The sequence below is a fragment of the Saccharopolyspora indica genome (genome assembly GCF_027853965.1).
In the GTDB taxonomy this organism is placed as follows: domain Bacteria; phylum Actinomycetota; class Actinomycetes; order Mycobacteriales; family Pseudonocardiaceae; genus Saccharopolyspora; species Saccharopolyspora indica.
Genome location: NZ_JAQGLB010000026.1, coordinates 46,962 through 69,862, shown reverse-complemented (window position 1 = coordinate 69,862; position 22,901 = coordinate 46,962). Strand labels below are relative to the sequence as shown.

Genomic DNA, 22,901 nt, shown 5'->3' with positions numbered 1-22,901 from the left:
GCACCTAGAAGGTTGATCGTTTGGCTTCCCCCACGACTCGTCCGCAGCGCACCGCCCGGCCGGATCGCAGCAGAACCAGAGGTCGATCAGTCTGGCCGCTGCGCGTCCTGGCGGCCGTCGCGGCCGGGTTCGCGCTCTACGCCGGATCGCCGCCCCGGGAGCTGTGGTGGCTGGCACCGATCGCGTTCGCGCTGTTCGCCGCGGTGATCCGGCACCGCAGCGCCCGCGCCGGGTTCGGCTACGGCCTGCTGTTCGGCTTCTCGTTCCTGCTGCCGCTGCTGGGCTGGCTGCAGGACTTCCTCGGCGCCGACTTCGGCCCGTGGCCGTGGCTGGGCGTGGCAGCGGTCGAGGCGCTGTTCGTCGGTCTCGCCGGTGCCGGGATGGCGCGGGTCAGCAGGCTGCCCGGCGGACCGGTGTGGCTGGCCGCGGTGTTCGTCGCCTTCGAGGTGCTGCGCTCCAGCGTGCCCTTCGGCGGCTTCCCGTGGGGCCGGCTGGCCTTCACCCAGGACACCGGGCTGCTGCTGCCGCTGGCCGCGCTCGGCGGCAGCGCGCTGGTCTCCTTCGCCGTCGCGCTGATCGGCGGTGCCCTGGCGGAACTGGCCTTCCGGCTGCGCGCCCGGCGCAACTGGGCCGCTCCCCTGGCCATGGCCCTGGTGCCGGTCGTCGGCGGCCTCGCGATGTCGCCGCTCATCGGCACCGACGCCGAGGCGGGGACCGCGCGGGTCGCGATCGTGCAGGGCAACGCGCCCAACCTCGGGCTCGGGCTGCTCTACGAGGACGACGTGCTGAAGGCCAACCACATCGCGGCCGCGAAGAAGCTGGTCGCCGACGTGCAGACGGGGCGGGTGCCGCAGCCGGACTTCGTCGTGCTGCCCGAGCAGGTCGGCAGCTGGGGGCCGGCGCGGACCGACCCGGAGCTCTCGGCCATCGCCGCGCAGCTCGGCGTGCCGCTGGTCGTGGGCGGCCTCGGCAAGGACGCCGACGGCTCGCTGCGCAACCAGATCGTGCAGTGGGACCCGGCCACCGGCGCGGGCGACCGCTACGTCAAGCAGCACCTGGTGCCGTTCGCCGAGACGATCCCGATGCGGTCGCTGGCGAGCCGGGTCAGCCCGTTCGTGCAGCGCTTCCCGCAGGACATGGTGCCCGCCGACGAGCCGGGCCTGCTCAACGTCGGCGGTGTCCAGGTGGGCGTGGGCATCTGCTACGACGTCGCCTACGACGACGTGTACACCGGCGCGGTCCAGCAGGGCGCGACCGTGCTGGCGCTGCCCACCAACAACGCCTGGTACGGCTACTCCGAGATGAGCTACCAGCAGCTGGCGATGGCCCGGCTGCGCGCGGTCGAGCACGGCCGCGCCGTCGTGGTCGCGTCGACCAGCGGTGTGAGCGCCGTGGTGCAGCCCGACGGTTCCGTCAGCGAGCGGACCGAGCAGTTCACCGCGCAGAATCTGATCGCCGAGGTGCCGCTGCGCTCGACGCTGACGGTGGCCACCCAGCTGGGATCCGCGACGACGTGGGCGCTGGTGGCGCTGGCGGCGGGCGCGCTGGCGGCCACCTGGTGGCGGCCCCGCCGCGGCTGAGACAACACCCGACCGAAACGCACGGCCGGTCCGCGACGACCGGCTAGGAGGACATGGATGTCGACCCGGCCAAGCCCCGACGCGGTGCTGGTGGTGATCCCGACCTACAACGAGCGGGACAACCTGGAGCCGATCGTGCGCCGGTTGTCCGCCGCGATGCCCGCGGCGCACGTGCTGGTCGTCGACGACGGCAGCCCGGACGGCACCGGCGAGATCGCCGACCGGCTGGCCGCCGAGGACGAGCGGGTGCACGTGCTGCACCGCACCGAGAAGGCCGGGCTGGGCGCGGCCTACGTGGCCGGGTTCGACTGGGCGCTGGCGCGCGACTACGCCGCGATCATCGAGATGGACGCGGACGGCTCGCACGCCCCGGAGGACCTGCCGCGGCTGATCGGCATGCTCGGGCCGGACGGCACCGGGGCCGACGTGGTGCTGGGCTCCCGCTACGTGACCGGCGGGCGGACGGTGAACTGGCCCTGGTACCGGGCGCTGCTCTCCCGGGGTGCGAACACCTACTCGAAGCTGGCGCTGGGGGTGTCCATCAACGACATCACCTCCGGCTTCCGGGTGTACCGGCGCGAGGTGCTGGAGACGGTCCGGCTGCACGACGTCGCCTCGCAGGGCTACTGCTTCCAGGTGGACCTGGCGTGGCGCGCGGTGGAGGCGGGCTTCGTGGTGGTGGAAGCGCCGATCACCTTCGTGGAGCGCGAGGCGGGCACGTCCAAGATGGATGCCGAAGTGGTCCGCGAAGCCCTGGTGCGGGTGACCAAGTGGGGCCTGCGCCGCCGGGCCCACCAGGCAGCGGGCCTCCTGCGCACCCTCCGCCGCTGACGGCGGTGAAACACGTCAAAGCGCCTGGGAACGGGTCCCAGGCGCTTTGTCAGCGTGGTGCTTCCGGGGTCAGCGGCCTCGGCGCGCCCGCAGCAGGTCCAGCCGCTCGGTGAGCAGCTCTTCGAGCTCCGGGATGGTGCGTCGCTCCAGGAGCATGTCCCAGTGGGTGCGCGGCGGCTTGGCCTTCTTCTGCTCCGGCTCGTTGCCGTCGATGATCTTCGACTCGGTGCCGTGCAGACGGCACTCCCAAGTCGGCGGCACCTCGGCGTCGTCGGAGAACGGCACCTCGAACTCGTGGCTCTTGGGGCAGGCGTAGCGCACCGTCCGGCGCGGTGCGAGGTCGTGGTTGCGATCGGTCTCGTAGCTCACTGCTCCGAGCCGGCTGCCACGCAGAACGCGGTCGGCCATGACGGTTCCTTTCACTTCGGCCCGGGGCCGAGCCCGGGCGGTTGTGCTCACCGTGTGCAACGACGGGAGCCCCGTCGTCTGTTCCCGGTGTCATGCTTCTGGTTGCCGTCGGTGACGTTGTTCACCCGTCAACGACAGCCTTCTCCCTAGAGATGCAGTCGGTCCGCGTTCGTGACGCGTTATCCCACTGGCAATCTATAGGTGCGTTCGAACGGGTGATAGTGCCAGATGGTGAGCCACTCTGGCTAAACCACGTCCAGGGAAAACGTCGAGAGTGGGACATAGATCACGCCACGGACGGAGCAGGCCGCCGGAAAGGAAGTAACGGATTGTAGCTGCACTTCGTTTTCCGTTTTCACAACGCTGCGTACCGGCATATACCGAACACGCCGTGCGGCCCGATCGCACCCATCACCAGCTTGGAGCAACGCCCCCGGAACGGCAGAGCGGATGCGGAGCGTCACCCGACAGGTGCGCTCCGCAGTGTGACCCGCTACTCCGCTCACAGCACCTTCGGCGCCGGGTTGCCCACCGCCTCGATGGCCCGCCGCACCGGCACCAGCGCCACCAGCAGCAGGCCGACGGCGAAGAACAGCACCAGCGAGATGATGGCCAGCCGGAACGACCCGGTGGCCTGCCCGACGCCGGCGAACACCAACGGCCCCAGCCACGAGGTGGAGCGCTCCCCGATCTCGTACAGCGAGAAGTACTCCGCCTCCCTGCCGGGCGGCACCATCTGGCTGAACAACGAACGGGACAGCGCGTTCGTTCCGCCGAGCACCAGGCCGATGCCCACCGCCAGGCCGTAGAACTGCATCTCCTGCCCGGCCTGCACGAAGTAGGCGGCGACCACCACGACCAGCCAGATCGACAGGCTGATCAGGATCGTCTTCTTGGCACCGATGCGCTTGGCCAGCAGGCCGTGCAGCATGCCGCCGACGAAGGCGATGAACTGCACGATCAGCACGGTGACGATCAGCGCGTCCTGCGGCAGCTTCAGCTCCAGGTTGCCGTACTGCGGCGCGACCTGGACGACGGTGGCGATGCCGTCGGTGAAGATCCAGTAGGCGCCCAGGAACGCCAGGGTCAGCGGGAAGTGCTTGGCCTCGCGCAGCGTGCTCTTGAGCTGCTTGAAGCCCTCCATGACGGTCGCCGTCGGGCGAGGCGCGGCCGCCTGCTCCCCCTCCCCCGCGCGGCGCTTGGGCAGCGCCGCCAGCGGCAGCAGCGTGAACGCCGCCCACCACACGCCCGAGGACAGGAAGATCACCCGCACCGCGGCGTCGGAGTCCATGCCGATCGAGTCGTGGAAGAGGTAGATCACCAGGTGCAGGGCCAGCGCGACGCCCGCGCCCAGGTAGCCGAACGCCCAGCCCTTGGTGGAGACCATGTCCCGCTCATCGGCGTCGGCGATCTCCGGCAGGAACGAGTAGTAGACCACCACCGAGGCGCCGAAGCAGATGTTGCCGAGGATGAACAGCACCACGCCCAGCTGCCAGTTCTGGCCGCCGACCAGCGCCAGCAGCGCGGTGGTCGCGGCGCCGCCGAAGGCCAGCACCCCCAGCATCAGCCGCTTGCTGCTGGAGCGGTCCGCGATCGCCCCGGTGATCGGCAGGACCAGCACCTGCACGACGGTGGCCACCGACAGCAGGTACCCCCACAGCGACCCCGCCGGGAAGCTCAGCCCGAAGACCGAGATGTCGCAGTCCACCAGAGCGTTGCCGCCGGGGCACGGGTTCAGGCCGTTGCGCTCGGTGTCCGCCTTGGCCGCCGAGGTGGCCACCGCGGTGAGGTAGAGCGACAGGAAGACCGTCGACACCGAAGTCGGGAACACCGAGTTGGCCCAGTCGTACCAGCACCAACCACGTTGCTCCCGGCGCCGCTGCGCGGCGTCCGGTGCCACGTCGCTGCCCATCACGCTCATCCGTTCGGTCCTCCGAAGCCAATGTCACTCGATTGGGGGTAACCGGACCTTACTGGCTCGATCGAACACGGTGGAGGCCCGAGCGCGGACAATGCGTAGTTGTACTCATCCGCCCACCTCCGGCTGCGGCTCGCCGAACCGCTCGCGCAGCACCTGGTTCAGCAGGTCGGGCCGGTCGGTGACCAGCCCGTCCACCCCGGCGTCGAGCAGCTGCCGCATCTCGGCGGGGTCGTCGACGGTCCAGACGTGCACCTCGATCCCCCAGCGGTGCGCCTGCCGGACGAACCGGCGGTCGATCACCCGCACCGCGCCGAACCCCTGCGGGACCTGGGCCGCGCCCCCGACGACCAGCGAGCGCAGCGGCCAGCCGCCCCACCGCGAACCGAGCCACAGCAGCCCGGCCGACCGCTTGCCGGTCGAGGTCAGCAGCTTGGGCCCAGCGGCGCGCCGCAGCCGGGTCAGCCGGTGCTCGGCGAAGGAGGCCAGGCACACCCGCTCCCAGGCGTTGTGCGCGCGCACCACCCGCAGGACCGGCTCCACCGCCGAGTCCTCCTTGACGTCGATGTTGAAGAAGGTCTCCGGCAGCTCCTCCAGCGCCTCGTCCAGCGAGCACACCGGCTCCCGGCCGCCGACCCGCGCGGTGCGCACGGCCGACCACGGCAGCCGCCGGATGGTGCCGCGCCCGTCGGTGGTGCGCTCCAGCGTCGGGTCGTGGTTGACCACCACCACGCCGTCGGCCGTGGCGTGCACGTCGGTCTCGATGTAGCGGAAGCCTTCCTCGGCCGCGCGCCGGAACGCGCTCAGCGAGTTCTCCAGGTCGTGCAGCTCCCCGAGGTGCCACCCGCGGTGAGCGAAGGCGCGGGGTCGGGGGCCGAGCAGGAAAGGATGCGTCACACCGGACAACTCTGCCCGATCGGCGTGCCTGCATCGCGCAGGCGGGGCCCTTGACTAACGTGATCGATCGTGGATATCTCTGACCAGCCCTCCCGGCGCCAGCGGCAGATCCGGCATTGCGCCTGGTGCGGGCGGCGCGTTCCGGAGGCCGGCCGCCAGGGGCGTCCACGCCTGTACTGCGCGCAGTCCTGCCGCCAGCGCGCCTACGAGCGCCGCACCGCGGTGCAGCGCGGCGGGCTGCCGGAGGACGCGGTGGTGCTCTCCGCCGCGGAGCTGGCAGACCTGCAGGACCGGCTGTTCCAGCTGCGCTGCGCCGCCGAGGACGTGGTCACCGCGGTCGACGACACCGCCGACCACGGCGAGCTGCGCAAGCTCGCCGCGCAGGTGGTGGACGTGGCCGTCGAGCTGGAACGGCTGCGGTGAGGACGAACGGAGGATTGTGCGGGGCGAGCTAGGTGACCAGGATGAGGGTCCCCAGCGGTGAGGTGTCGACCGTGCCCGCACGACCCGTGGTTCGCGGCTTGCGCCGCGTCGACCTGATCAGCCCGGACCCGGTTGCTTCGGCGGTCCGCTACCGCGCGCTGCTCGGCTGGAACCCGGATCCGACCGGTCGCGGGTTCGACTGCTGGGTCGGCAACCGCCGCTGCACGACGATCCGCAAGCCCCGCGCCGGAGAGCGGCCGGGCTGGCGGCCGGTGTTCGCCGGGAGCTCCCCCAGCTGCGCGCTGACCGGCCCGGACGACGCGCTGGCCCGGATCGCCAAGGGCCGTGCCCAGCACGGTCCGCTGGCCCCCGAACCCCGTCCGGGCGAGCCGTGCTGGATCGAGCTGGCCACCAGCGATCCGGAGCGGGCCGACTCCTTCTGGGCCGGGACGCTGAACTGGGCGGTGCGCCCGACCGCCACCGGCGCGGAGTACCTGGTCGACGACCGGCCGCTGGCCACCAGGACGGGCCGGCAGGTCGCGGCGGCCTGGGGCTGGCTGTGCTTCTTCGCGGTGGAGGACCTGGCCGCGGCGGAGAAGCTGGTCTCAGGGGTCGGCGCCGAGGTCACCGACCGGTTCGACCACCCGCTGCTGGGCGAGGTGCTGGCGATCACCGATCCGGACGGCGCGACGATCGCCTTGACCACCGCGAGCACCTGGGGCTGAAGCTCGACGGCTTCGTCAGCAGAGGCGAGCCGGGGGCCAGAACGGCCCGGGCTTGAGGACCTCGCACGGCGCGCCGGGGGCGCCGGGTTCCGGGAGCTTGCTCAGCGCGTCGATCGTGGCCGCCAGCGTGCCCGAGGTCTGCCAGACGACGCCGCCGGAGGGCGTGGCCACCAGCAGCCGGGCGGCCAGCGCGTGCTGCCGGTCGGCGATCCAGAGCGCGTCGCTGTGCTCCGGCCAGCTGACCACGCCGACCAGCCATTCCGGGCGCCCGAGCGGATCGGTCAGGATCCAGAATGTCCACAGCGTCTGGATCCCGACCAGGATCGCGAGCTCCGGGTAGAGCTGCAGCGCTTCGTTGACGCTGTTCACGGCTGCGGTGTCCTTCGCGGTCTTCTCGGGGTTTCGCGGGCGGGCGGCCGGATCTGTCCAGGTCAGCCTCGCGCCCACGATGCCCCACGCCGCACCGCCGCGTCGGCACATTCCGCGGCCACCGCGCCAAGACCACCCGGTGGGGTGATGACGTCAGCCGTTGACCCTGGCCCGGAGGCCGTCCAGCACCAGGTCGAGCCCGCGCTCGAAGTCCGCCGGTCCGCCGGGAGCGCGGTCGATCGCTCCGGCGCTGGCGGCCTGCAGCGCCATCTGCTCCTCCACGGTGTGGCCGAACACGAGGTGCAGCAGGGCTCGGGTGCCGACGTCGACCACGTCATCGGGCAGGCCGCCGTCGCGCAGCGCCGCACGCAGCTGACCTGCGGGTTCACCGGCGCCGAGGCCGAAGGTGTGCGCGGTGACGACGACTTCGGCGCCGTCGCGGTAGGCCAGCATCGCGTCCCGCAGCTCGCCGCAGATCTCGACCACGCGCCGGTCCCACCGCTCGGCGCGGCGGGGCCGCCTGCCGCGGATCAGGATCTCGTCGGCGATCGCGGCCAGCAGCGTCTGCTTGTTCGGCACGTGGTGGTAGAGCGCGCTGGGTTGCACGCCGAGTTCGGTGGCCAGCCGCCGCATCGTCAGCGACTCCAGCCCGTACTCGTCGAGCACCGCGATCGCGCGGGCCACGACGTCGCTGCGGTGGTAGCGCACCCAGGAACCTCCCGTTGACCGATCGATCCGCCCAGTCTAGCCTGAACGCCGTTCAGGTGAACGCTGTTCAGGTTCGACACCCCGGAGAAGCGATGAGCGCCCACTTCCACCAGCTCGCCGACGCGGTCCTCGCCGGCACCCCGGCCACCCCGGAGGACGCCCTCGCGGTGCTGCGCGCCGACGACGCCGAGCTGATGTCCGTCGTCGCCGCGGCCGCCCGGCTGCGCCGCGCGCACTTCGGCAACGCGGTGAAGGTGAACTACCTGGTCAACCTGAAATCCGGGCTCTGCCAGGAGAACTGCAACTACTGCTCGCAGGCGCTGGGCTCCAGCGCGCCGATCCTGAAGTACTCGTGGCTCTCCGAGGCCGAGGCCCTCGCGCAGGCCGGGGCGGGGCTCGGCGGCGGCGCGAGCCGGGTGTGCCTGGTCGCCTCCGGCCGCGGACCGTCCACAAGGGACATCGACAAGGTGGTCGACGTGGTCGGGGCGCTGAAGCGGGAGCACCCCGGCGTCGAGGTCTGCGCCTGCCTGGGACTGCTCAAGGAGGGCCAGGCCGAACGGCTCAAGGACGCCGGCGTGGACGCCTACAACCACAACATCAACACCGCCGAGAGCCACCACGACGCCATCGTCCAGACCCACACCTACGCCGACCGCGTGGACACCGTGGAGAAGGCCAAGGGCGCCGGGATCTCGCCCTGCTCCGGCCTGATCGCCGGGCTGGGCGAGACCGACGAGCAGCTCGTCGAGGCGCTGTTCGCGCTCCGGGAGCTGGATTCGGACTCGATCCCGGTCAACTTCCTGATGCCCTTCGACGGGACCCCGTTCGAGAACACCTGGGAGCTCTCCCCGACCCGCTGCGTGAAGATCCTGGCGATGGCGCGCTTCGTCTGCCCCGACCGGGAGATCCGCATCGCCGGTGGCCGCGAGATGCACCTGCGCTCGCTGCAGTCGGTCGCGCTGCACGTCGCCAACTCGATCTTCCTCGGCGACTACCTCACCTCGGAGGGCCAGGCCGCCGAGGCGGACCTGGAGATGATCCGGGACAGCGGCTTCGTCGTGCAGGGCTCGGCGGAGGACCTCGCCCAGCGCGCGGCCGACCCGGTGATCCGGCGGCGCGGCGCGGGCACCGACCTGCTCCCGAACGCCTGATGGAGGCGGCGGAACTGCTCGCCTTCGACCGCGAGCACCTCTGGCACCCGTACACCTCGATGACCGATCCGGCGCCGACCCGCCTGGTCACCGGCGCCACCGGTAGCCGGATCGCCCTCGACGGCGCCGGCGAGGTGGTGGACGGGATGGCGTCGTGGTGGTCGGCCATCCACGGCTACCGGCACCCGGTGCTCGACGAGGCGGCGCGCCGCCAGCTCGACCGGATGGCGCACGTGATGTTCGGCGGGCTCACCCACGAACCGGCGGTCGAGCTGGCCCGGCGCCTGATCGACCTCGCACCGGAGGGCCTGGACCGCGTCTTCCTCGCCGATTCCGGGTCGGTGAGCGTCGAGGTGGCGATGAAGATGGCGCTGCAGCACCAGCGCGGTGCCGGGCGGCCCGAGCGGACCCGGTTCCTCACCGTGCGCGGCGGCTACCACGGCGACACCTTCGACTGCATGAGCGTGTGCGATCCCGACGGCGGCATGCACGCGATGTGGTCCGGGGTGCTGCCGGAGCAGGTCTTCGGCGAGCGCCCACCGGGCCTGGGCGGCGACGTCGGCGCGTGGGCGGCGGGTTTCCGCGCGCTCGCCGCCGAGCACGCCGACCGGCTGGCCGGGTTGATCGTGGAGCCGCTGCTGCAGGGCGCGGGCGGGATGCACCCCTACCCCGCCGAATGCCTGGCGGTGTTCCGCGAGGTCGCCGACGAGCACGGGCTGGTGCTGGTCTTCGACGAGATCGCCACCGGTTTCGGCCGGACCGGCACGCTTTTCGCCGCGGAGGCCGCCGGGGTGGTTCCGGACGTGCTGTGCGTGGGCAAGGCGCTCACCGGGGGCTACCTGTCGCTGGCCGCCGCGATGTGCACGGCGGAGGTCGCCCGCGGCCTGTCGGCCAGCGATTCCGGCGTTCTGATGCACGGGCCGACGTTCATGGGCAATCCGCTGGCCTGCGCGGTCGCCTCCGCCAGCCTGGACCTGCTGAGCACCGGTGGCTGGGCTGCCGACGTGCGGCGGATCAACGCCGGATTGCAGACGCTGCACGGGATCGACGCCCTCGACGTGCGCGTGCTCGGTGCGGTCGGCGTGGTCCAGCTCGACCATCCCGTCGACGTGGCCAAGGCGACCGAAGCGGCGCTGGCCGAAGGGGTGTGGCTGCGCCCGTTCCGGGACCTGATCTACACCATGCCGCCGTACGTGTGCAGCGACGAGGACGTCGCCGCGATCTGCGCCGGGATCGCGGCCGCCGCGAATGCGGGATGAGTAGCCCTGTGCAACCGCACCTCAGGGGAACGTGACGCAAACCAGCCACGAGAAACCACGACACGCAAGATCAACTCCCAACGCAACCACCACTGTGAATCGCGGAGAGGCGGAACGCGGATGAGCGGCTGGGCGGAGTGGTTCGCCGAGCAGCGGGCCGGGCGCGAGGCCGCCGGGTTGCAGCGCGCGCTGCGGCCCCGGACGGCCGACGAGGACGTCATCGACCTCGCCAACAACGACTACCTGGGGCTGAGCCGCCATCCCGCGGTGCGCCGGGCCGCCGCCGACGCGGCGCTGTGCTGGGGAGCGGGTGCGGGCGCGTCCCGGCTGGTCACCGGCACCACCTCGCTGCACGTCGAGCTGGAGCGCGAGCTCGCCGGATTCACCGGCCGCGAGGCGGCTTTGGTGTTCTCGACGGGCTACCACGCCAACCTGTCGGTGGTGACCGCGCTGGCGGACAAGCGGTCGCTGATCGTCTCCGACGCGCACGTGCACGCCTCGCTGATCGACGCCGCGCGGCTGGCCAGGGCGGCGATCGAGGTGGTCCCGCACAACGACGTCGCCGCGGTCCGGGAGGCGTTGGCCGCGGCCGGTGACCGGCGGGCGCTGGTGCTGACCGAATCGGTCTTCTCGGTGCTCGGCGACGCCGCTCCGCTGCCGGAGCTCGCCGCGGTGTGCGCCGAGCACGACGCGCTTCTCGTGGTCGACGAAGCGCACGGCCTCGGCGTCGTCGGCCCCGGCGGCCGGGGCGCGCTGCACGACCTTGCCGAGCACCCGCACGTGGTGATGACCGCGACGCTGTCGAAATCGCTGGGTGCGATGGGCGGTGCGGTGCTCGGTTCCGCCGCGCTCGTCGACCACCTCGTCAACCGGGCCCGCCCGTTCATCTTCGACACCGGTCTGGCACCGGCGCCCACCGCCGCCGCGCTGACCGCGCTGCGCTGCCTGCGCAGGCAACCCGCGCTCCCGTCGCGGATCCACCAGCGCGGCGCCGAACTGGCCGACCGGCTCGGTGTCCGGCGATCCGCGGGTGCGGTGCTCTCGGTGCCGATGCCTTCTCCGCAGGTCGCCGTCGCCGCGCAGGCGGCAGCGCTGGAGGCCGGGGTGCGGGTGGGCTGCTTCCGGCCGCCGTCGGTCCCGGACGGCGTCTCCCGGCTCCGCATCACCGCCCGCGCCGGTCTCGACGACGCGCGCTGGGAGCGGGCGGTCGAAGCGCTGGTCCGGGTCGTCAAGGAGCACCGGAGGTGGCCGTGATCCGCATCGTCACCGGCACCGACACCGGTGTCGGCAAGACCGTCACCACTGCTGCGCTCGCCGTCCGCGCCGGGCCTGGCGCGATCGCGGTGAAGCCCGCGCAGACCGGTGTCGGCACCGATGAACCCGACATCCGCGCGGTGGCGCGCCTGGCGGGCTGCGAGGTCGCCGAGTTCACCCGCCTCGAAGACCCGCTGGCGCCCGACACCGCGGCCCGGTTGCGCGGTGTCGAGATCCCTCCGGTCAGCGCGCACGCCGCCCGCATCCGCGAGCTGGCCCGGACCCGCGACACCGTGCTCGTCGAAGGCGCGGGCGGGCTGCTGGTCCGCCTCGACACCAGCGGCGGGACGCTGCTGGACCTGGCCGCTGATCTCGCCCGGGACCACCCGGTGCAGGTCTACGTCGTGACCCGCATCGGGCTCGGCACCCTCAACCACACCGAGCTCACCGTCGGCGCGCTGCGCTCCCGCGGTCTTGAACCGGCGGGACTGGTGCTCGGCGCGGTGCCCGACGAGCCCGGCCTGGCCGAGCGGTGCAACCGCACCGAGCTGCCGCGCGTCACCGGGGTCCCGGTGGTGGCGGCGTTTCCCGACGGCGCCGGGAGTCTCGCCCCGGAGCACTTCCGCGCACGGGTCGGCACCTGGGTGACCAGCCACTTCGCGGGGTGATCCCGCCAACGACCCGGCGCACGCACGGCTGCGCGCCGCCTTCGCCGAAGCCGCGCGGCAGCTCGGTTCCCGCCCGTGAGCGGTTCAGTCGAACGGTGAGGGGACCTCGCCGTCCCGGCTGATCCGGTCGACCAGTTCGCGGATCGAGCCGGAGTCGTTGACGTGCGGGAAGTCCTCCTCCGGCACGGGCACGCCGAGGAAGTCGCACAGCCGCTGCCAGCCCTCGCCGACCCGGTAGGTCAGCAGCCGGTCGGCCGGGACCGCGGCCTGCACGGCGGCGTTGTGCTCCTCGAAGACCTCGATGGCGTGCGCGCGCTCGTCGAAGCGGCCGCCGAAGGTGCCGTCCCAGATCATCCGCTCGATGGTCGGGCGCAGCTTGACGAACGAGTGGCCGTCCTCGGGTTCTTCCTGCGCGAACCGGTAGATCGTGCTGTGCACGCTGTCGTACCACTTCTCCGGGTCGCGGACGGTCAGCAGGACCTTGGCGTCGGGGTAGAAGTCCACCAGCTCCCGCCAGAAGGTGCACCCCGGCCAGTCCACTGTGGATTCGAAGCCGCCGAGGACGGCCTCCCAGTCGGAGATCTCGCCGTCCAGCGCGCGTGCCCAGTGCTGCACCCGGTCGGGCTGCGCGATGACCTCGAACATGTGGTAGCACGGGCCGTAGCCGAGGCGCTCCAGCGCCGCCTTCAGCGACGCGGTGCCGGTGCGGCCGAACCCGGCCCCGATGATCTGGACCAATTCCAAGCTCCTTGTCGTGTTTCAGCGCGCTTCGGTGATCATGACCGCGCCGACGGTCGCGTGGGTGGATTCGTCGATGAGCACCGCGCCGCCGGTGAACCTGTTGTCGGCGTAGGGATCGCAGAACACCGGTCGCGCCAGCCGCAGGCCGACCTCGCCGATCTCGTTGAGCTCCAGGCGCTCGGCCGGGCCGCGCTCCAGCGTGGTGACCTCCAGCCGGTCGCCGATCCCGGACACCACCGCCCTCACCGTGCGCGTGGTGTGCTTGAGCAGCAGTCTCGTGCCCGGTTCCAGCACCGATCCCGCCGACATCCAGCACACCGATGCGGTGAGCTCCGCGGCCGCCACCGGCGGGTTCGCCGGAGCGCAGAGCATGTCGCCGCGCCCGACGTCGATGTCGTCGGCCAGCCGCACGGTCACCGACTGCGGCGCTCTCCCCCGGCCCAGCTCGCCGTCGGCGGTGTCGACCGCGACCACGCGGCTGCGCATCCCGGAGGGCAGGTGCAGGACTTCCTCGCCCGGGGCCACCGAGCCGCTGGCGATCTGCCCGGCGTAGCCGCGGTATCCCGGGGCGCGGATGGTGCACTGCACCGGCAGCCGGAACTCACCGGCGGCACCCTCGTCGGCGACTTCGACGTCTTCGAGGTGCTCCAGCAGCGCAGGCCCGTCGTACCAGGGCGTCGACTCCGAGCGGTGCACGACGTTGTCGCCGCGCAGCGCCGAGATCGGGATGGCGGTGACCTCGCGCAGGCCCAGCTCGGCGGTGAAAGCGGCGAATTCCCCGGTGATGGCGCGGAACACCGCCTCGTCGAAGCCGACCAGGTCCATCTTGTTGACCGCCAGCACCAGCCGCGGCACCCGCAGCAGCCCGGCCAGCACGGCGTGCCTGCGGCTCTGCTCGGTCAGGCCGTTGCGGGCGTCGACCAGCACGATCGCCAGGCCCGCGGTGGACGCGCCGGTGACCATGTTGCGGGTGTACTGGGCGTGGCCGGGCGTGTCGGCGATGATGAAAGCCCGCCGCGCGGTCTCGAAGTAGCGGTGCGCCACGTCGATGGTGATGCCCTGCTCGCGCTCGGCGCGCAGCCCGTCGGTGAGCATCGCCAGGTCCAGGCCCGCGTCGCCGCGCTCCCGGCTGGCCAGTTCCAGCGCTTCGAGCTGATCGGCCAGCAGCGAGCGGGAATCGTGCAGCAGGCGGCCGATCAGGGTGCTCTTGCCGTCGTCGACGGCACCGGCGGTGGCGAACCGCAGCAGCCTGTCGGCCGGGGCGAACACCGGTGCGTCGCTCATCAGAAGTACCCCTCCCGCTTGCGGTCCTCCATCGCGGCCGCGCTGGCGCGGTCGTCGGCGCGGGTCTGCCCGCGCTCGCTCACCCCGGTCGCGGCGATCTCGGCGATCACCTCGGCGACCGTGGCGGCCGCCGACGGCACCGCGCCGGTGCAGGTCATGTCGCCGACGGTGCGGAACCGCACGGAGCGCTCGACCAGCTGCTCGCCCGGCTCGCGCGGCAGGAACGGGGTGTCGGCCAGCAGCATCCCGTCGCGCTCGAAGACCTTGCGGGCGTGCGCGAAGTACAGCGACGGCAGCTCCACGCCCTCGCGCTCGATGTAGGTCCACACGTCGCGCTCGGTCCAGTTCGACAGCGGGAAGGCGCGCACGTTCTCGCCGGGGTGGATCATCCCGTTGTAGAGGTTCCACAGCTCCGGGCGCTGGTTGCGCGGATCCCACTGGCCGAAGGCGTCCCGGAACGACAGCATCCGCTCCTTGGCCCGGGCGCGTTCCTCGTCGCGGCGCGCCCCGCCGAACAGCGCGTCGAAGCGGTGCTCGGCGATGGCGTCCAGCAGGGTCACGGTCTGCGCCCGGTTGCGGCTGGCGCCCTTGCCGGTCGGCTCGGCGACCCGCCCGGCGTCGATGGAGTCCTGCACCGAGGCCACCACCAGCCGGACGCCGAGCTCGGCGGCGCGCCGGTCGCGGAAGTCGATCACCTCCTCGAAGTTGTGCCCGGTGTCGACGTGCAGCACCGGGAACGGGATCGGCGCCGGGGCCAGCGCCTTCTCCGCCAGCTTGAGCAGGACCGCGGAGTCCTTGCCGCCGGAGAACAGCAGCGCCGGGCGGTCGAACTCGGCGACCACCTCGCGGATCAGGTGCACCGCCTCGGATTCCAGCAGGTCCAGCCGGGACAGCATCAGCGACTCCCCTCGGATCGGGTGCGGGACAGCGCGTCGAGCAGGTCACCGGCCAGCTCCGCCCGGCAGACCAGCAGGTCCGGCAGCCAGGGATCGGCGCGGCCGTAGACCAGCTCGGAGCCGTCCAGGCGGCTGGTGTGCAGCCCGGCGGCACGCGCGACGCCCACCGGGGCCGCGCTGTCCCACTCGTACTGGCCACCGCCGTGCAGGTAGGCGTCGACCTCGCCGAGCACCACCGCGCTGATCTTCGCGCCCGCCGAACCCATCGGGACGAGCTCGGCACCGGTGCGCTCGGCGACCTCGGCCACGAACTCCGGCGGACGGCTGCGGCTGACCGCGATCCGCGGCGGCCCGCTCCCGCGCGGCGGCCGCTCGGGTGGCTGAACGGTGCCGAGCACCAAGCCCTGCGCGGGCAGCGCCACGGCCGCGGCGCTCACCTCGTGCTCGTCGACCAGCGCGACGTGCACCGCCCAGTCGGTGCGCCCGGCCTCGGAGAACTCGCGCGTGCCGTCCAGCGGGTCGACGATCCAGACCCTCCCGCCGGGCCTGCGCTCCGGGCCGGAGGTTCCGTGCTCGGACAGCACCGGGTCCTCCGGGCGCTCCTGCGCGAGCGCGACGCCGAGCAGCGCGTGGGCCGCCGCATCACCAGCCGCCCCGAGCTCCTTCGGGTCCGATGTGGACGCTCGCGCCGCCCGCAGTTCGACCAGGTGCTCCCCGGCTCGCTGCGCCAGCCGCGCGGCCAGCTCGTGATCGTCGACGTTCACCCGGATACCTCCCCGTCCCTGCGCACCGAACGTCCACCGCCCGCCGCGACGACTTCGCGCTGCCCACCAGCGGAAAGCACCACGCCGAGCAGCACCGCCAGCAGCCCGGCCGCCCCGCCGAGCAGGACGCCCGCGCCGAGCATCACCAGCCCGGTGGCCACCAGCATGCCGCCCACCAGCACGCGCACCGGGCGGTCCGGCACCCGGGCCGAGATCAGCGCGCCCACCAGCACTCCGGGCAGCGAACCGACCAGCAGCGCACCGACGAGTCCGAAGTGGACATCACCGGCGAACAGGTGCCCGACCGCGGCGACCAGCACCAGCGGCACCGCCTGCACGAGATCGGTGCCGACCAGCCGCGCCGAGCTCAGCCCGGGGTTGAGCAGCAGCAGGACCACGATGATGATCGAACCGGAACCGACCGAGGTCAGGCCGACCACCAGCCCGGCCACCCCGCCCAGCAGCACCGTCGGCAGCGGCCGCACCACCAGTCCGCCCGGCCCGCCGCCGCGGCGGCGGGCCAGCAGCATCCGCAGGAACAGCATTCCCGCGGCGAGCAGCACGGCACCGCCGATGACCTCCTTGAGCACCGATTCCGCGCCCGCGCCCAGCGATCCGGCCAGCAGCGAGCCGACCGCCGCGCACGGCAGCGAACCCAGGCACAACCAGCCGACCAGCTTCGGCTGCACCGTGCGCCGACGCAGGTGCACGACCGCGCCGAGCGGTTTCATCACCGCCCCGGCCACCAGGTCCGAGGACACCGCGGCCAGTGGTGGCACGCCGAACACGAGCGTGAGCAGCGGCATCGTCAGCGCGCCGCCGCCCATGCCGGTCATGCCCACCAGCAGCCCGGTGAGCAGCCCGGTCGCCGCTACTCCCCAGTCCACGACCCCACCCAGCCCCGCTCGCGCAGCAGCGCCACGACGCGTCCGACCGCCTCCTCCGGCGAGAGCCCGGTGGTGTCCAGGACGAGGTCGGCATCGCCGGGCACCTCGTACGGGGCGGAAACACCGGTGAACTCCGGCAGCGAACCGGCGCGGGCCTTGCGGTACAGGCCCTTGCGGTCCCGCCGCTCGCACTCGTCCAGCGGCGTGGCCACGTGGACCAGCGCGAAGCCGCCCACCTCCGCCACCATCCGGCGCACCGCGTCGCGATCGGCGTGGTACGGCGCGATGGGCGCGCAGATCGCCGCACCACCGTGCCGGGTGACCTCCGCGGCCACGAAACCGATGCGGCGCACGTTCCGGCTGCGATCCGCCGCCGAGAAGCCCAGTCCCTCGCACAGGGTGCGGCGCACGACGTCGCCGTCGAGCAGCGTCACCGCGCGGTGGTCGTGCCGGTTGAGCTCGTCGCGCAGCGCGCGGGCCAACGTGGACTTGCCCGCCCCGGACAGCCCGGTGAACAGCACGGTGAACCCGCGACCGGCCAGCGGCGGGTGGATCCTGCGCTGCTGCTCGGCGATGGCGGCGGTGGTGAACCAGCCGGGCAGCGCCTCGCCGCGGTCGAGCAGCTCGCGCAGCCGCTCGTCGCCGAGCCCGGGGCGGCGGTCGGCCGGCGCGATCTGCGCGGCCGGGCGCCAGCGATCGTCCCGGTCGCGCGCCACCTCCGGCGGCGCCAGGACTTCGATCGGAGCCTGCTCCAGCGCCTGCTCCGAGATCAGGTGGGTAGCGCCGTAGGCCGCCGCGACGTGCGCGCACAGCAGCGCGTCGCGCTTCGGGTCGGCGCGGCGCACCAGCGGGACCGGCACGATCGTGGTGCCCGCCGGCAGTTCCGGCTCGGCGGCCAGCAGGGCCTGCACGAGCAGCTCCGGACGGGGCCCGCTCATCCTCGGCAGCACCAGCACGTGCGCGCCGAGCTCGGCGGCCAGCTCGCGGATCTGGGCGAGCTCGCGGTGGTGCAGCGGTTCCTCCGGCAGCAGCCCGAGCACCGGCCCGGCGGGCAACTTGGCGCGGACGTCCTCGGCGGGCGGGCGCATCCGGCGCAGCACACCGGTGGGTTCGCCCGCCGCCCGGACCGGCCCGGCGGCGTGCGCGCCGGACTCGTCGTGCCAGGGCGCCTCGTTGCGGACCACCGCCACCGGAGCGCCTTCGCCGTCGCGCAGCTCGACCTCGTCGGCCGCGACGGCCTCGTCGGTCACCGGGAGCGTCATCGGGTCCGGCCAGGGCGCCCCGCTGCTCAGGCAGTGCCTGCTGCGCACCGAGAACGCCTCGGCGGCGCTGAGGAATCCCCGCAGCGGCGGGAAAGCCCCGTCCAGCAGCAGTTCGACGTCGGCCAGCTCGGCGGGTTCGAGGTGGCGGACCACGCGCCGCCGCGAACCGGCGGTCACCGGATTGGTTCCGCCCGCTCCACCGGGCTCGGTTCCGTTCGCGCTCACCGACACCTCCATCCGCTGTTCGCGGGACGGCCGGACACCGCTGTTGATCCACAACCTTGACCGACGGCTGCCGCCCGGAGAACCCCGCCGACCACTTCTCGCCAGATCCCGCTCTTCCCCACCACACAACACATCCCCGTCACTCCGAACCCACCAAAAGAGTGATCGAGAGGCCATCGCAGGATGAATCGGACGCATCCCGGTACGTCCACTGTGGTCAGATGTGGAACTCCACGTGAACCGGAGGCACCACCCGATCGGCGGTGGCGCGGGCGGCGCCTCAGGTGCGCAAGCCGAGGCGGTTGCGCATGGCGGCCCAGTAGATCGCGCCGGGAACCGCCAGCCCGAGCAGCCAGGCGACGTCAGCGCCGCCGAGCAGCGGCACCGCGAAACCGGTGAACACACCGTCCACATGGGAGAACGGGATCTGCACCGCGATACCGGCGAAGTAGGCGATCAGCGCCGGAGCGCACCAGCGACCGTAGGCGCCGTCCGGGTCGTACATCGCGTCCAGGTCGTAGCGCTCCTTGCGCAGGAAGTAGAAGTCGACCAGGTTGATCGCGCTCCACGGCGTCAGGAAGTAGAGCAGGAAGTGCAGGAACAGCACGAAGTTCGCCAGGAAATCACCGCGCCCCAGCACGGCCAGCACCCCGCCCAGCACGCCGACGAGCGCGATGTAGCCGATCCGCACCGCCGGTGACAGCCCCGCCCGGCGGGTGAAGGCGGTCATCGTGGTGGCCACCGTCATGTACCCGCCGTAGATGTTGAGCACGTTGATCGTGAGCTTGCCCAGCGCGATCGCCAGCAGCAGCGGCAGCACCAGCGCTTCACCGCCCAGCCCCACCACGTAGCCGACCTCGTGGCCCTTGAACCGCTCACCCGCGACCGCGTAGGCCAGCGCGCCGAAGGACATCGCCCACGTCGCGCCGAGCGCGGTGCCGCCGTAGGTCCACCAGAACGTCGCCCGGATCGAGGTGCTCGCGGGCAGGTAGCGGGAGGTGTCGGCGACGTAGGGGCCGAAGGTGAGCTGCCACGACGCGGTCAGCGACAGCGCGAGCAGGAACGCGGGCACGTCCAGCTCCGGCTCCGCCAGCACCGGCCCGAGGTCGTGCGCGCCGACCAGCCGGACGGTCAGGTACGCGAACACCACGACCGACAGCAGCGACGCCAGCCAGCCGAACCGGTGGATGAGCCGGTACCCGACGACCGCGATCAGCGCCGACAGCGCCGCGTAGAGCACGATGCTGAGGTCCACCGGCAACCGGGTGATCGCGGCGAGGGCCTGACCGCCCAGCACGTTGCCGCTGGCGAAGTAGCCCAGGTACATCAGCACCACGAGCACCAGCGGCAGCACCGCGCCGTGCACGCCGAACTGCGCCCGGCTCTGGATCATCTGCGGGATGCCGAGCTTCGGCCCCTGCGCCGCGTGCAGCGCCATCGGGACGCCGCCGAGCGCGTTGCCCAGCGCGATGGCCACCAGCGCCCACAGCGGGTGCAGCCCGACGAGCACGGTCAGCGCACCGGTCACCGCCGAGGTGATCTGCATGTTCCCGGCGAACCACAGCGTGAACAGGCTGCGCGGGCTGCCGTGCCGCTCGCCGTCCGGGACCGGGTCGATCGACCTCCGCTCGACCTGCAACGCCGCCATGCGCCACTCCTCACCTCGCGGATCTCGGCCGGTTCCATTAGCCGCCGCGCGGATGCCGGGGGCAACGCCCGTCCGGTGGCCGCTGTCCGGAATGGCAGACACCCAGGCCGGCCGAAGGCCCCGAAACGCCCGATCCGGGCGGGAATTCGATGATCCCCGCCCGGACCGGCCCGGACGTTCCGCGGTTCGGCGCCGCCTCAGCTCACCTCCACCTCGGCCGCCCGGTCACCGGAAGGGCGCCGGGCCACGCCCAGCCAGTAGCAGAGCGTCAGCAGCGCGAGCCACGCCGCGCCGACGAGCAGCGCCACGCGGGTGTCCGCGGAGAAGGCCAGCAGCACGAAGATGAAGACCAGGAAGGCGATCGCCGCGATCTGGGCGTAGGGCCACAGCGGCGACGGGAACTTCAGCGCGGCGGCCTCCTCGGCGCTCATCGCCCGGCGGGCCCGGTAGTGCGAGAGCATGATCATCAGCCACACCCAGACCGTCGCGAAGGTCGCGATCGAGGCGATGACGGTGAAGACGTTCTCCGGGATGGCGTAGTTGAGCACCACGCCGACCAGCAGCGCACCGGTCATGATGACCACCGTCATCCACGGCACGCCGTTGCGCGAGACCCGGCCCATGATCGCCGGTGCCTGACCGCGCTCGACCATGCCGAACAGCATCCGGCCCGCGCCGAAGATGTCGCTGTTGATCGCCGAGAGCGCGGCGGTGATCACCACGACGTTGAGCACCGTCGCCGCCGACGTCAGGCCCAGGCTCTGGAAGATCTCCACGAACGGGCTACCCGAGGAGCTGATCGACTGCCACGGGGTGATCGACATGATCACGCCGAGGGTGAGCACGTAGAACAGCAGGACGCGCACCGGGACGGTGTTCACCGCGCGCGGGATGGTCTTCTCCGGGTCGGCGGCCTCCCCCGCGGTGACCCCGATGATCTCGGTGCCGCCGAAGGCGAACATCACCACGGCGAAGGACAGCAGGAAGCCCTCGAACCCGTTGGGGAACATGCCGCCGTTGGTCCAGAGGTTGCTCACCGCCGGCTCGGCCTGACCGGCGCTGAAGCCGAAGACCAGCACCGCGGCGCCGCCGATGATCATCGCGATGATCGCGGCGACCTTGATCACCGAGAACCAGAACTCCAGCTCGCCGAAGACCTTGACGCTGGCCAGGTTCACCGCGCCGATGACGAACAGGGTGGCCAGCACCCAGACCCACCTGGGCACGTCGGGGAACCAGAACCCCATGTAGACCGCCAGCGCGGTGACGTCGGCGATGCAGACGATGATCATCTCGAAGGTGTAGGTCCAGCCGGTCAGGAAGCCCGGCAGGCGCCCCAGGTGCCTGCTGGCGTACTCGCCGAACGAACCGGGCACCGGGTCGGCCACGGCCATCTCGCCGAGCGCCCGCAGCACCACGAACACCACCGCGCCGCCGATGAGGTAGGCCAGCAGCGCCGATGGCCCGGCCTGGCTGATCGCCTCCGACGAGCCGTAGAAGAGGCCGGTCCCGATGGCCGAGCCGAGGGCGATGAAGCGGATGTGCCGTGCCGTGAGGCCCCGGCTCAGTGCCGCCGCGCCTTTTCTCACCTGTTCCTCCCTGCGGGAACCACGTCGTCCCCTCCGTCGCGACCGGGCTGCTGCCCTGCCCTGGCTGTGCCCGGGAGCACAATCCGAGCGGTGCGATATGTATAGTGCTGTATATACAGCTCGTCAAGAGTCGGATCCGGCATCGACCGGGGCACCGCGCACTCGATGACTAACACCAACGTTTCCGGGTGATGACCAGGGGTTTTCCGCGCGCGATCAGCTCGCGTCGAAGGTTCCTTCGAGCCGGAACCGCGATCCAGGATGCAACAGCCGCGCAGAGCTGACGAGCCGCCCCTCCGACCAGGTGCGCCGGTGGATCAGCAGGCACGGCTCGGAACCCTCGACGCCCAGCAGCGCGCAGTCCTCCGCGCTGCCCAGCACCGCCTCGACGACGTGCTCGCCCTTGCCCAGCGGCGCGATCCGCGACAGGTAGCTGTTCGGCGTCTGCGCGGTGAAGTCCTGGTCGAGGTAGTCGGGAGCGAGCTCGGGGCTGACGTGGCGGTCCTCCAGCTGGATCGCGACGCCGTCCTCGAAGTGCACCACCACCGAGTGGAAGACCGGCCGCCCCTCGGCGATCCCGAACAACCGGTGCGCGCGCAGGTCGGCGGGCTCGGCCCGGAGCAGCACGACGTCGGTCCGGTGCCGGTGCCCGCGCCGCTGCACCTCGTCGGCGATGTTGCGCACCTCGTACAACGCCGAGCTGCTCTTGCGCTCGGCGACGAAGGTGCCCACCCCGGCCAGCCGCACGACGAGCCCCTCCGCGCTCAGCTCGCGCAGCGCCCGGTTGATCGTCATCCGCGACAGACCCAGGGCGCTGACCAGCTGGCTCTCCGAAGGCAGCAGCTCGCCCTCGGGCCACCGCCCGGTGCCGATCTGCTCGATGAGCACGTCCTTGAGGCGGCGGTAGGCGGGCGCGGACTCGCGGCGGCTGTCGTGGAACAGCGCGGCGACGTCCATCGCATCAACGGCCACCGGTCACCGCCCGCATCGGAGATCAATCCACCCGGGCCCAGTCTATCCGCCGGCACCGCGAGCACTCCGCGAGCAGCCACGACGCTGATCGTTCCGGCGCCCTGTGCCCAGGCTCACGATGGCGCTCCCGCCGATCTTCACCGACGGTGATCGACCGGAATCCGATCTCGGCCCGCCGGGCCCGCACGGCATCGGATCCGCACTTCGCTCACCAGCACCGATGACCCCGATGCGGATTCCGCGCCCGAGATCCACTCGGCGCGGCGCGGCGGTTTTCCACCGACGGACGCAAACGGTTACCCAGCGGAGTCGTCAAGCCCCAAACGCTGACCCGATCAGGGCATACATTGAAGCGAGCATGACTCTCAGTTACGTTGCTGGAGGCTGAATCACGATCCGGTCACGACGGCAACCGCACCCCCGGCGGTGCCGACCGGATCTC

General features: G+C 72.1%; 22 protein-coding genes. 8 read left to right on the top strand and 14 right to left on the bottom strand.

What is annotated here, in order from left to right:
• Positions 1 to 20: 20 nt before the first annotated feature.
• The gene (lnt, locus tag OU416_RS35605; RefSeq protein WP_270931481.1) at positions 21 to 1,580 is read left to right on the top strand and encodes an apolipoprotein N-acyltransferase; all 1,560 of its coding nucleotides are present in this window, start codon (positions 21 to 23) and stop codon (positions 1,578 to 1,580) included.
• Positions 1,581 to 1,637: 57 nt separating this feature from the next.
• A complete protein-coding gene (locus OU416_RS35600) occupies positions 1,638 to 2,411 on the top strand; it encodes a polyprenol monophosphomannose synthase (RefSeq protein ID WP_270931480.1) in 774 nt (257 codons plus the stop codon).
• A gap of 69 nt (positions 2,412 to 2,480) precedes the next feature.
• Here OU416_RS35600 and OU416_RS35595 read toward each other — a convergent pair whose 3' ends face one another.
• The 3 genes from OU416_RS35595 to OU416_RS35585 form a co-directional block, all read right to left on the bottom strand.
• Positions 2,481 to 2,819 carry an RNA polymerase-binding protein RbpA gene (locus OU416_RS35595; protein WP_093156699.1) on the bottom strand — a complete coding sequence of 113 codons (339 nt, stop codon included), beginning with the start codon at positions 2,817 to 2,819 and terminating at the stop codon, positions 2,481 to 2,483.
• Between the two features lie 502 nt (positions 2,820 to 3,321).
• Positions 3,322 to 4,740: an MFS transporter gene (locus OU416_RS35590; protein WP_270931479.1), complete on the bottom strand. Its 1,419-nt coding sequence runs from the start codon at positions 4,738 to 4,740 to the stop codon at positions 3,322 to 3,324.
• Between the two features lie 105 nt (positions 4,741 to 4,845).
• A complete protein-coding gene (locus OU416_RS35585; RefSeq protein ID WP_270931478.1) occupies positions 4,846 to 5,634 on the bottom strand; it encodes a glycerophosphodiester phosphodiesterase in 789 nt (262 codons plus the stop codon).
• Positions 5,635 to 5,703: 69 nt separating this feature from the next.
• On the opposite strand from OU416_RS35585, the gene OU416_RS35580 reads away from it, so the two are divergent.
• Together OU416_RS35580 and OU416_RS35575 are read left to right on the top strand one after the other, a co-directional pair.
• Positions 5,704 to 6,057, top strand: a complete 354-nt coding sequence (locus tag OU416_RS35580; RefSeq protein WP_246025606.1) for a hypothetical protein — start codon at positions 5,704 to 5,706, stop codon at positions 6,055 to 6,057.
• Between the two features lie 71 nt (positions 6,058 to 6,128).
• Positions 6,129 to 6,782 (top strand): VOC family protein, encoded by a 654-nt coding sequence (locus tag OU416_RS35575; RefSeq protein WP_270931477.1) that lies wholly within the window; start codon positions 6,129 to 6,131, stop codon positions 6,780 to 6,782.
• 15 nt (positions 6,783 to 6,797) lie between these two features.
• On the opposite strand, the gene OU416_RS35570 is transcribed toward OU416_RS35575, so the two are convergent.
• Both OU416_RS35570 and OU416_RS35565 read right to left on the bottom strand, forming a co-directional pair.
• Positions 6,798 to 7,262, bottom strand: a complete 465-nt coding sequence (locus OU416_RS35570; protein WP_270931476.1) for a hypothetical protein — start codon at positions 7,260 to 7,262, stop codon at positions 6,798 to 6,800.
• Between the two features lie 42 nt (positions 7,263 to 7,304).
• Positions 7,305 to 7,859 carry a TetR/AcrR family transcriptional regulator C-terminal domain-containing protein gene (locus OU416_RS35565; RefSeq protein ID WP_270931475.1) on the bottom strand — a complete coding sequence of 185 codons (555 nt, stop codon included), beginning with the start codon at positions 7,857 to 7,859 and terminating at the stop codon, positions 7,305 to 7,307.
• Between the two features lie 92 nt (positions 7,860 to 7,951).
• Between OU416_RS35565 and bioB the strand changes: the two genes are divergently transcribed.
• The 4 genes from bioB (at position 7,952) to bioD (ending at position 12,191) form a co-directional block, all read left to right on the top strand.
• On the top strand, positions 7,952 to 9,010 hold the full coding sequence (gene bioB / locus OU416_RS35560; RefSeq protein ID WP_270931474.1) for a biotin synthase BioB: 1,059 nt from the start codon (positions 7,952 to 7,954) through the stop codon (positions 9,008 to 9,010).
• Positions 9,010 to 10,269 carry an adenosylmethionine--8-amino-7-oxononanoate transaminase gene (locus OU416_RS35555; RefSeq protein WP_270931473.1) on the top strand — a complete coding sequence of 420 codons (1,260 nt, stop codon included), beginning with the start codon at positions 9,010 to 9,012 and terminating at the stop codon, positions 10,267 to 10,269. Before bioB ends, OU416_RS35555 begins: the two co-directional genes overlap by 1 nt.
• A gap of 120 nt (positions 10,270 to 10,389) precedes the next feature.
• Entirely contained in the window at positions 10,390 to 11,523 is a 1,134-nt protein-coding gene (locus tag OU416_RS35550; protein WP_270931472.1) for an 8-amino-7-oxononanoate synthase, read from the top strand.
• Positions 11,520 to 12,191 (top strand): dethiobiotin synthase, encoded by a 672-nt coding sequence (gene bioD, locus OU416_RS35545; RefSeq protein WP_270931471.1) that lies wholly within the window; start codon positions 11,520 to 11,522, stop codon positions 12,189 to 12,191. Before OU416_RS35550 ends, bioD begins: the two co-directional genes overlap by 4 nt.
• Positions 12,192 to 12,275: 84 nt before the next feature.
• On the opposite strand, the gene OU416_RS35540 is transcribed toward bioD, so the two are convergent.
• The 9 genes from OU416_RS35540 to hutC form a co-directional block, all read right to left on the bottom strand.
• Positions 12,276 to 12,929, bottom strand: coding sequence for a sulfotransferase family protein (locus OU416_RS35540; protein WP_270931470.1), 654 nt, complete (start codon positions 12,927 to 12,929; stop codon positions 12,276 to 12,278).
• Positions 12,930 to 12,950: 21 nt separating this feature from the next.
• Positions 12,951 to 14,216: a sulfate adenylyltransferase subunit 1 gene (locus tag OU416_RS35535; RefSeq protein WP_270931469.1), complete on the bottom strand. Its 1,266-nt coding sequence runs from the start codon at positions 14,214 to 14,216 to the stop codon at positions 12,951 to 12,953.
• Complete coding sequence (cysD, locus tag OU416_RS35530; protein ID WP_270931468.1) at positions 14,216 to 15,112, bottom strand: sulfate adenylyltransferase subunit CysD; 897 nt, start codon at positions 15,110 to 15,112, stop codon at positions 14,216 to 14,218. Before cysD ends, OU416_RS35535 begins: the two co-directional genes overlap by 1 nt.
• A complete protein-coding gene (locus OU416_RS35525) occupies positions 15,112 to 15,876 on the bottom strand; it encodes a 3'(2'),5'-bisphosphate nucleotidase CysQ (protein WP_270931467.1) in 765 nt (254 codons plus the stop codon). The genes cysD and OU416_RS35525 overlap by 1 nt, the downstream gene beginning before the upstream one ends.
• Complete coding sequence (locus tag OU416_RS35520) at positions 15,873 to 16,763, bottom strand: sulfite exporter TauE/SafE family protein (protein ID WP_270931466.1); 891 nt, start codon at positions 16,761 to 16,763, stop codon at positions 15,873 to 15,875. Before OU416_RS35520 ends, OU416_RS35525 begins: the two co-directional genes overlap by 4 nt.
• Entirely contained in the window at positions 16,748 to 18,250 is a 1,503-nt protein-coding gene (gene cysC, locus OU416_RS35515; RefSeq protein ID WP_270931465.1) for an adenylyl-sulfate kinase, read from the bottom strand. The genes OU416_RS35520 and cysC overlap by 16 nt, the downstream gene beginning before the upstream one ends.
• 280 nt (positions 18,251 to 18,530) lie before the next feature.
• Positions 18,531 to 19,898, bottom strand: a complete 1,368-nt coding sequence (locus OU416_RS35510; protein ID WP_270931464.1) for a purine-cytosine permease family protein — start codon at positions 19,896 to 19,898, stop codon at positions 18,531 to 18,533.
• Positions 19,899 to 20,095: 197 nt separating this feature from the next.
• On the bottom strand, positions 20,096 to 21,487 hold the full coding sequence (locus OU416_RS35505) for an amino acid permease (protein WP_270931463.1): 1,392 nt from the start codon (positions 21,485 to 21,487) through the stop codon (positions 20,096 to 20,098).
• Between the two features lie 216 nt (positions 21,488 to 21,703).
• Positions 21,704 to 22,459: a histidine utilization repressor gene (hutC, locus tag OU416_RS35500; RefSeq protein ID WP_270931462.1), complete on the bottom strand. Its 756-nt coding sequence runs from the start codon at positions 22,457 to 22,459 to the stop codon at positions 21,704 to 21,706.
• Positions 22,460 to 22,901 lie beyond the last annotated feature (442 nt).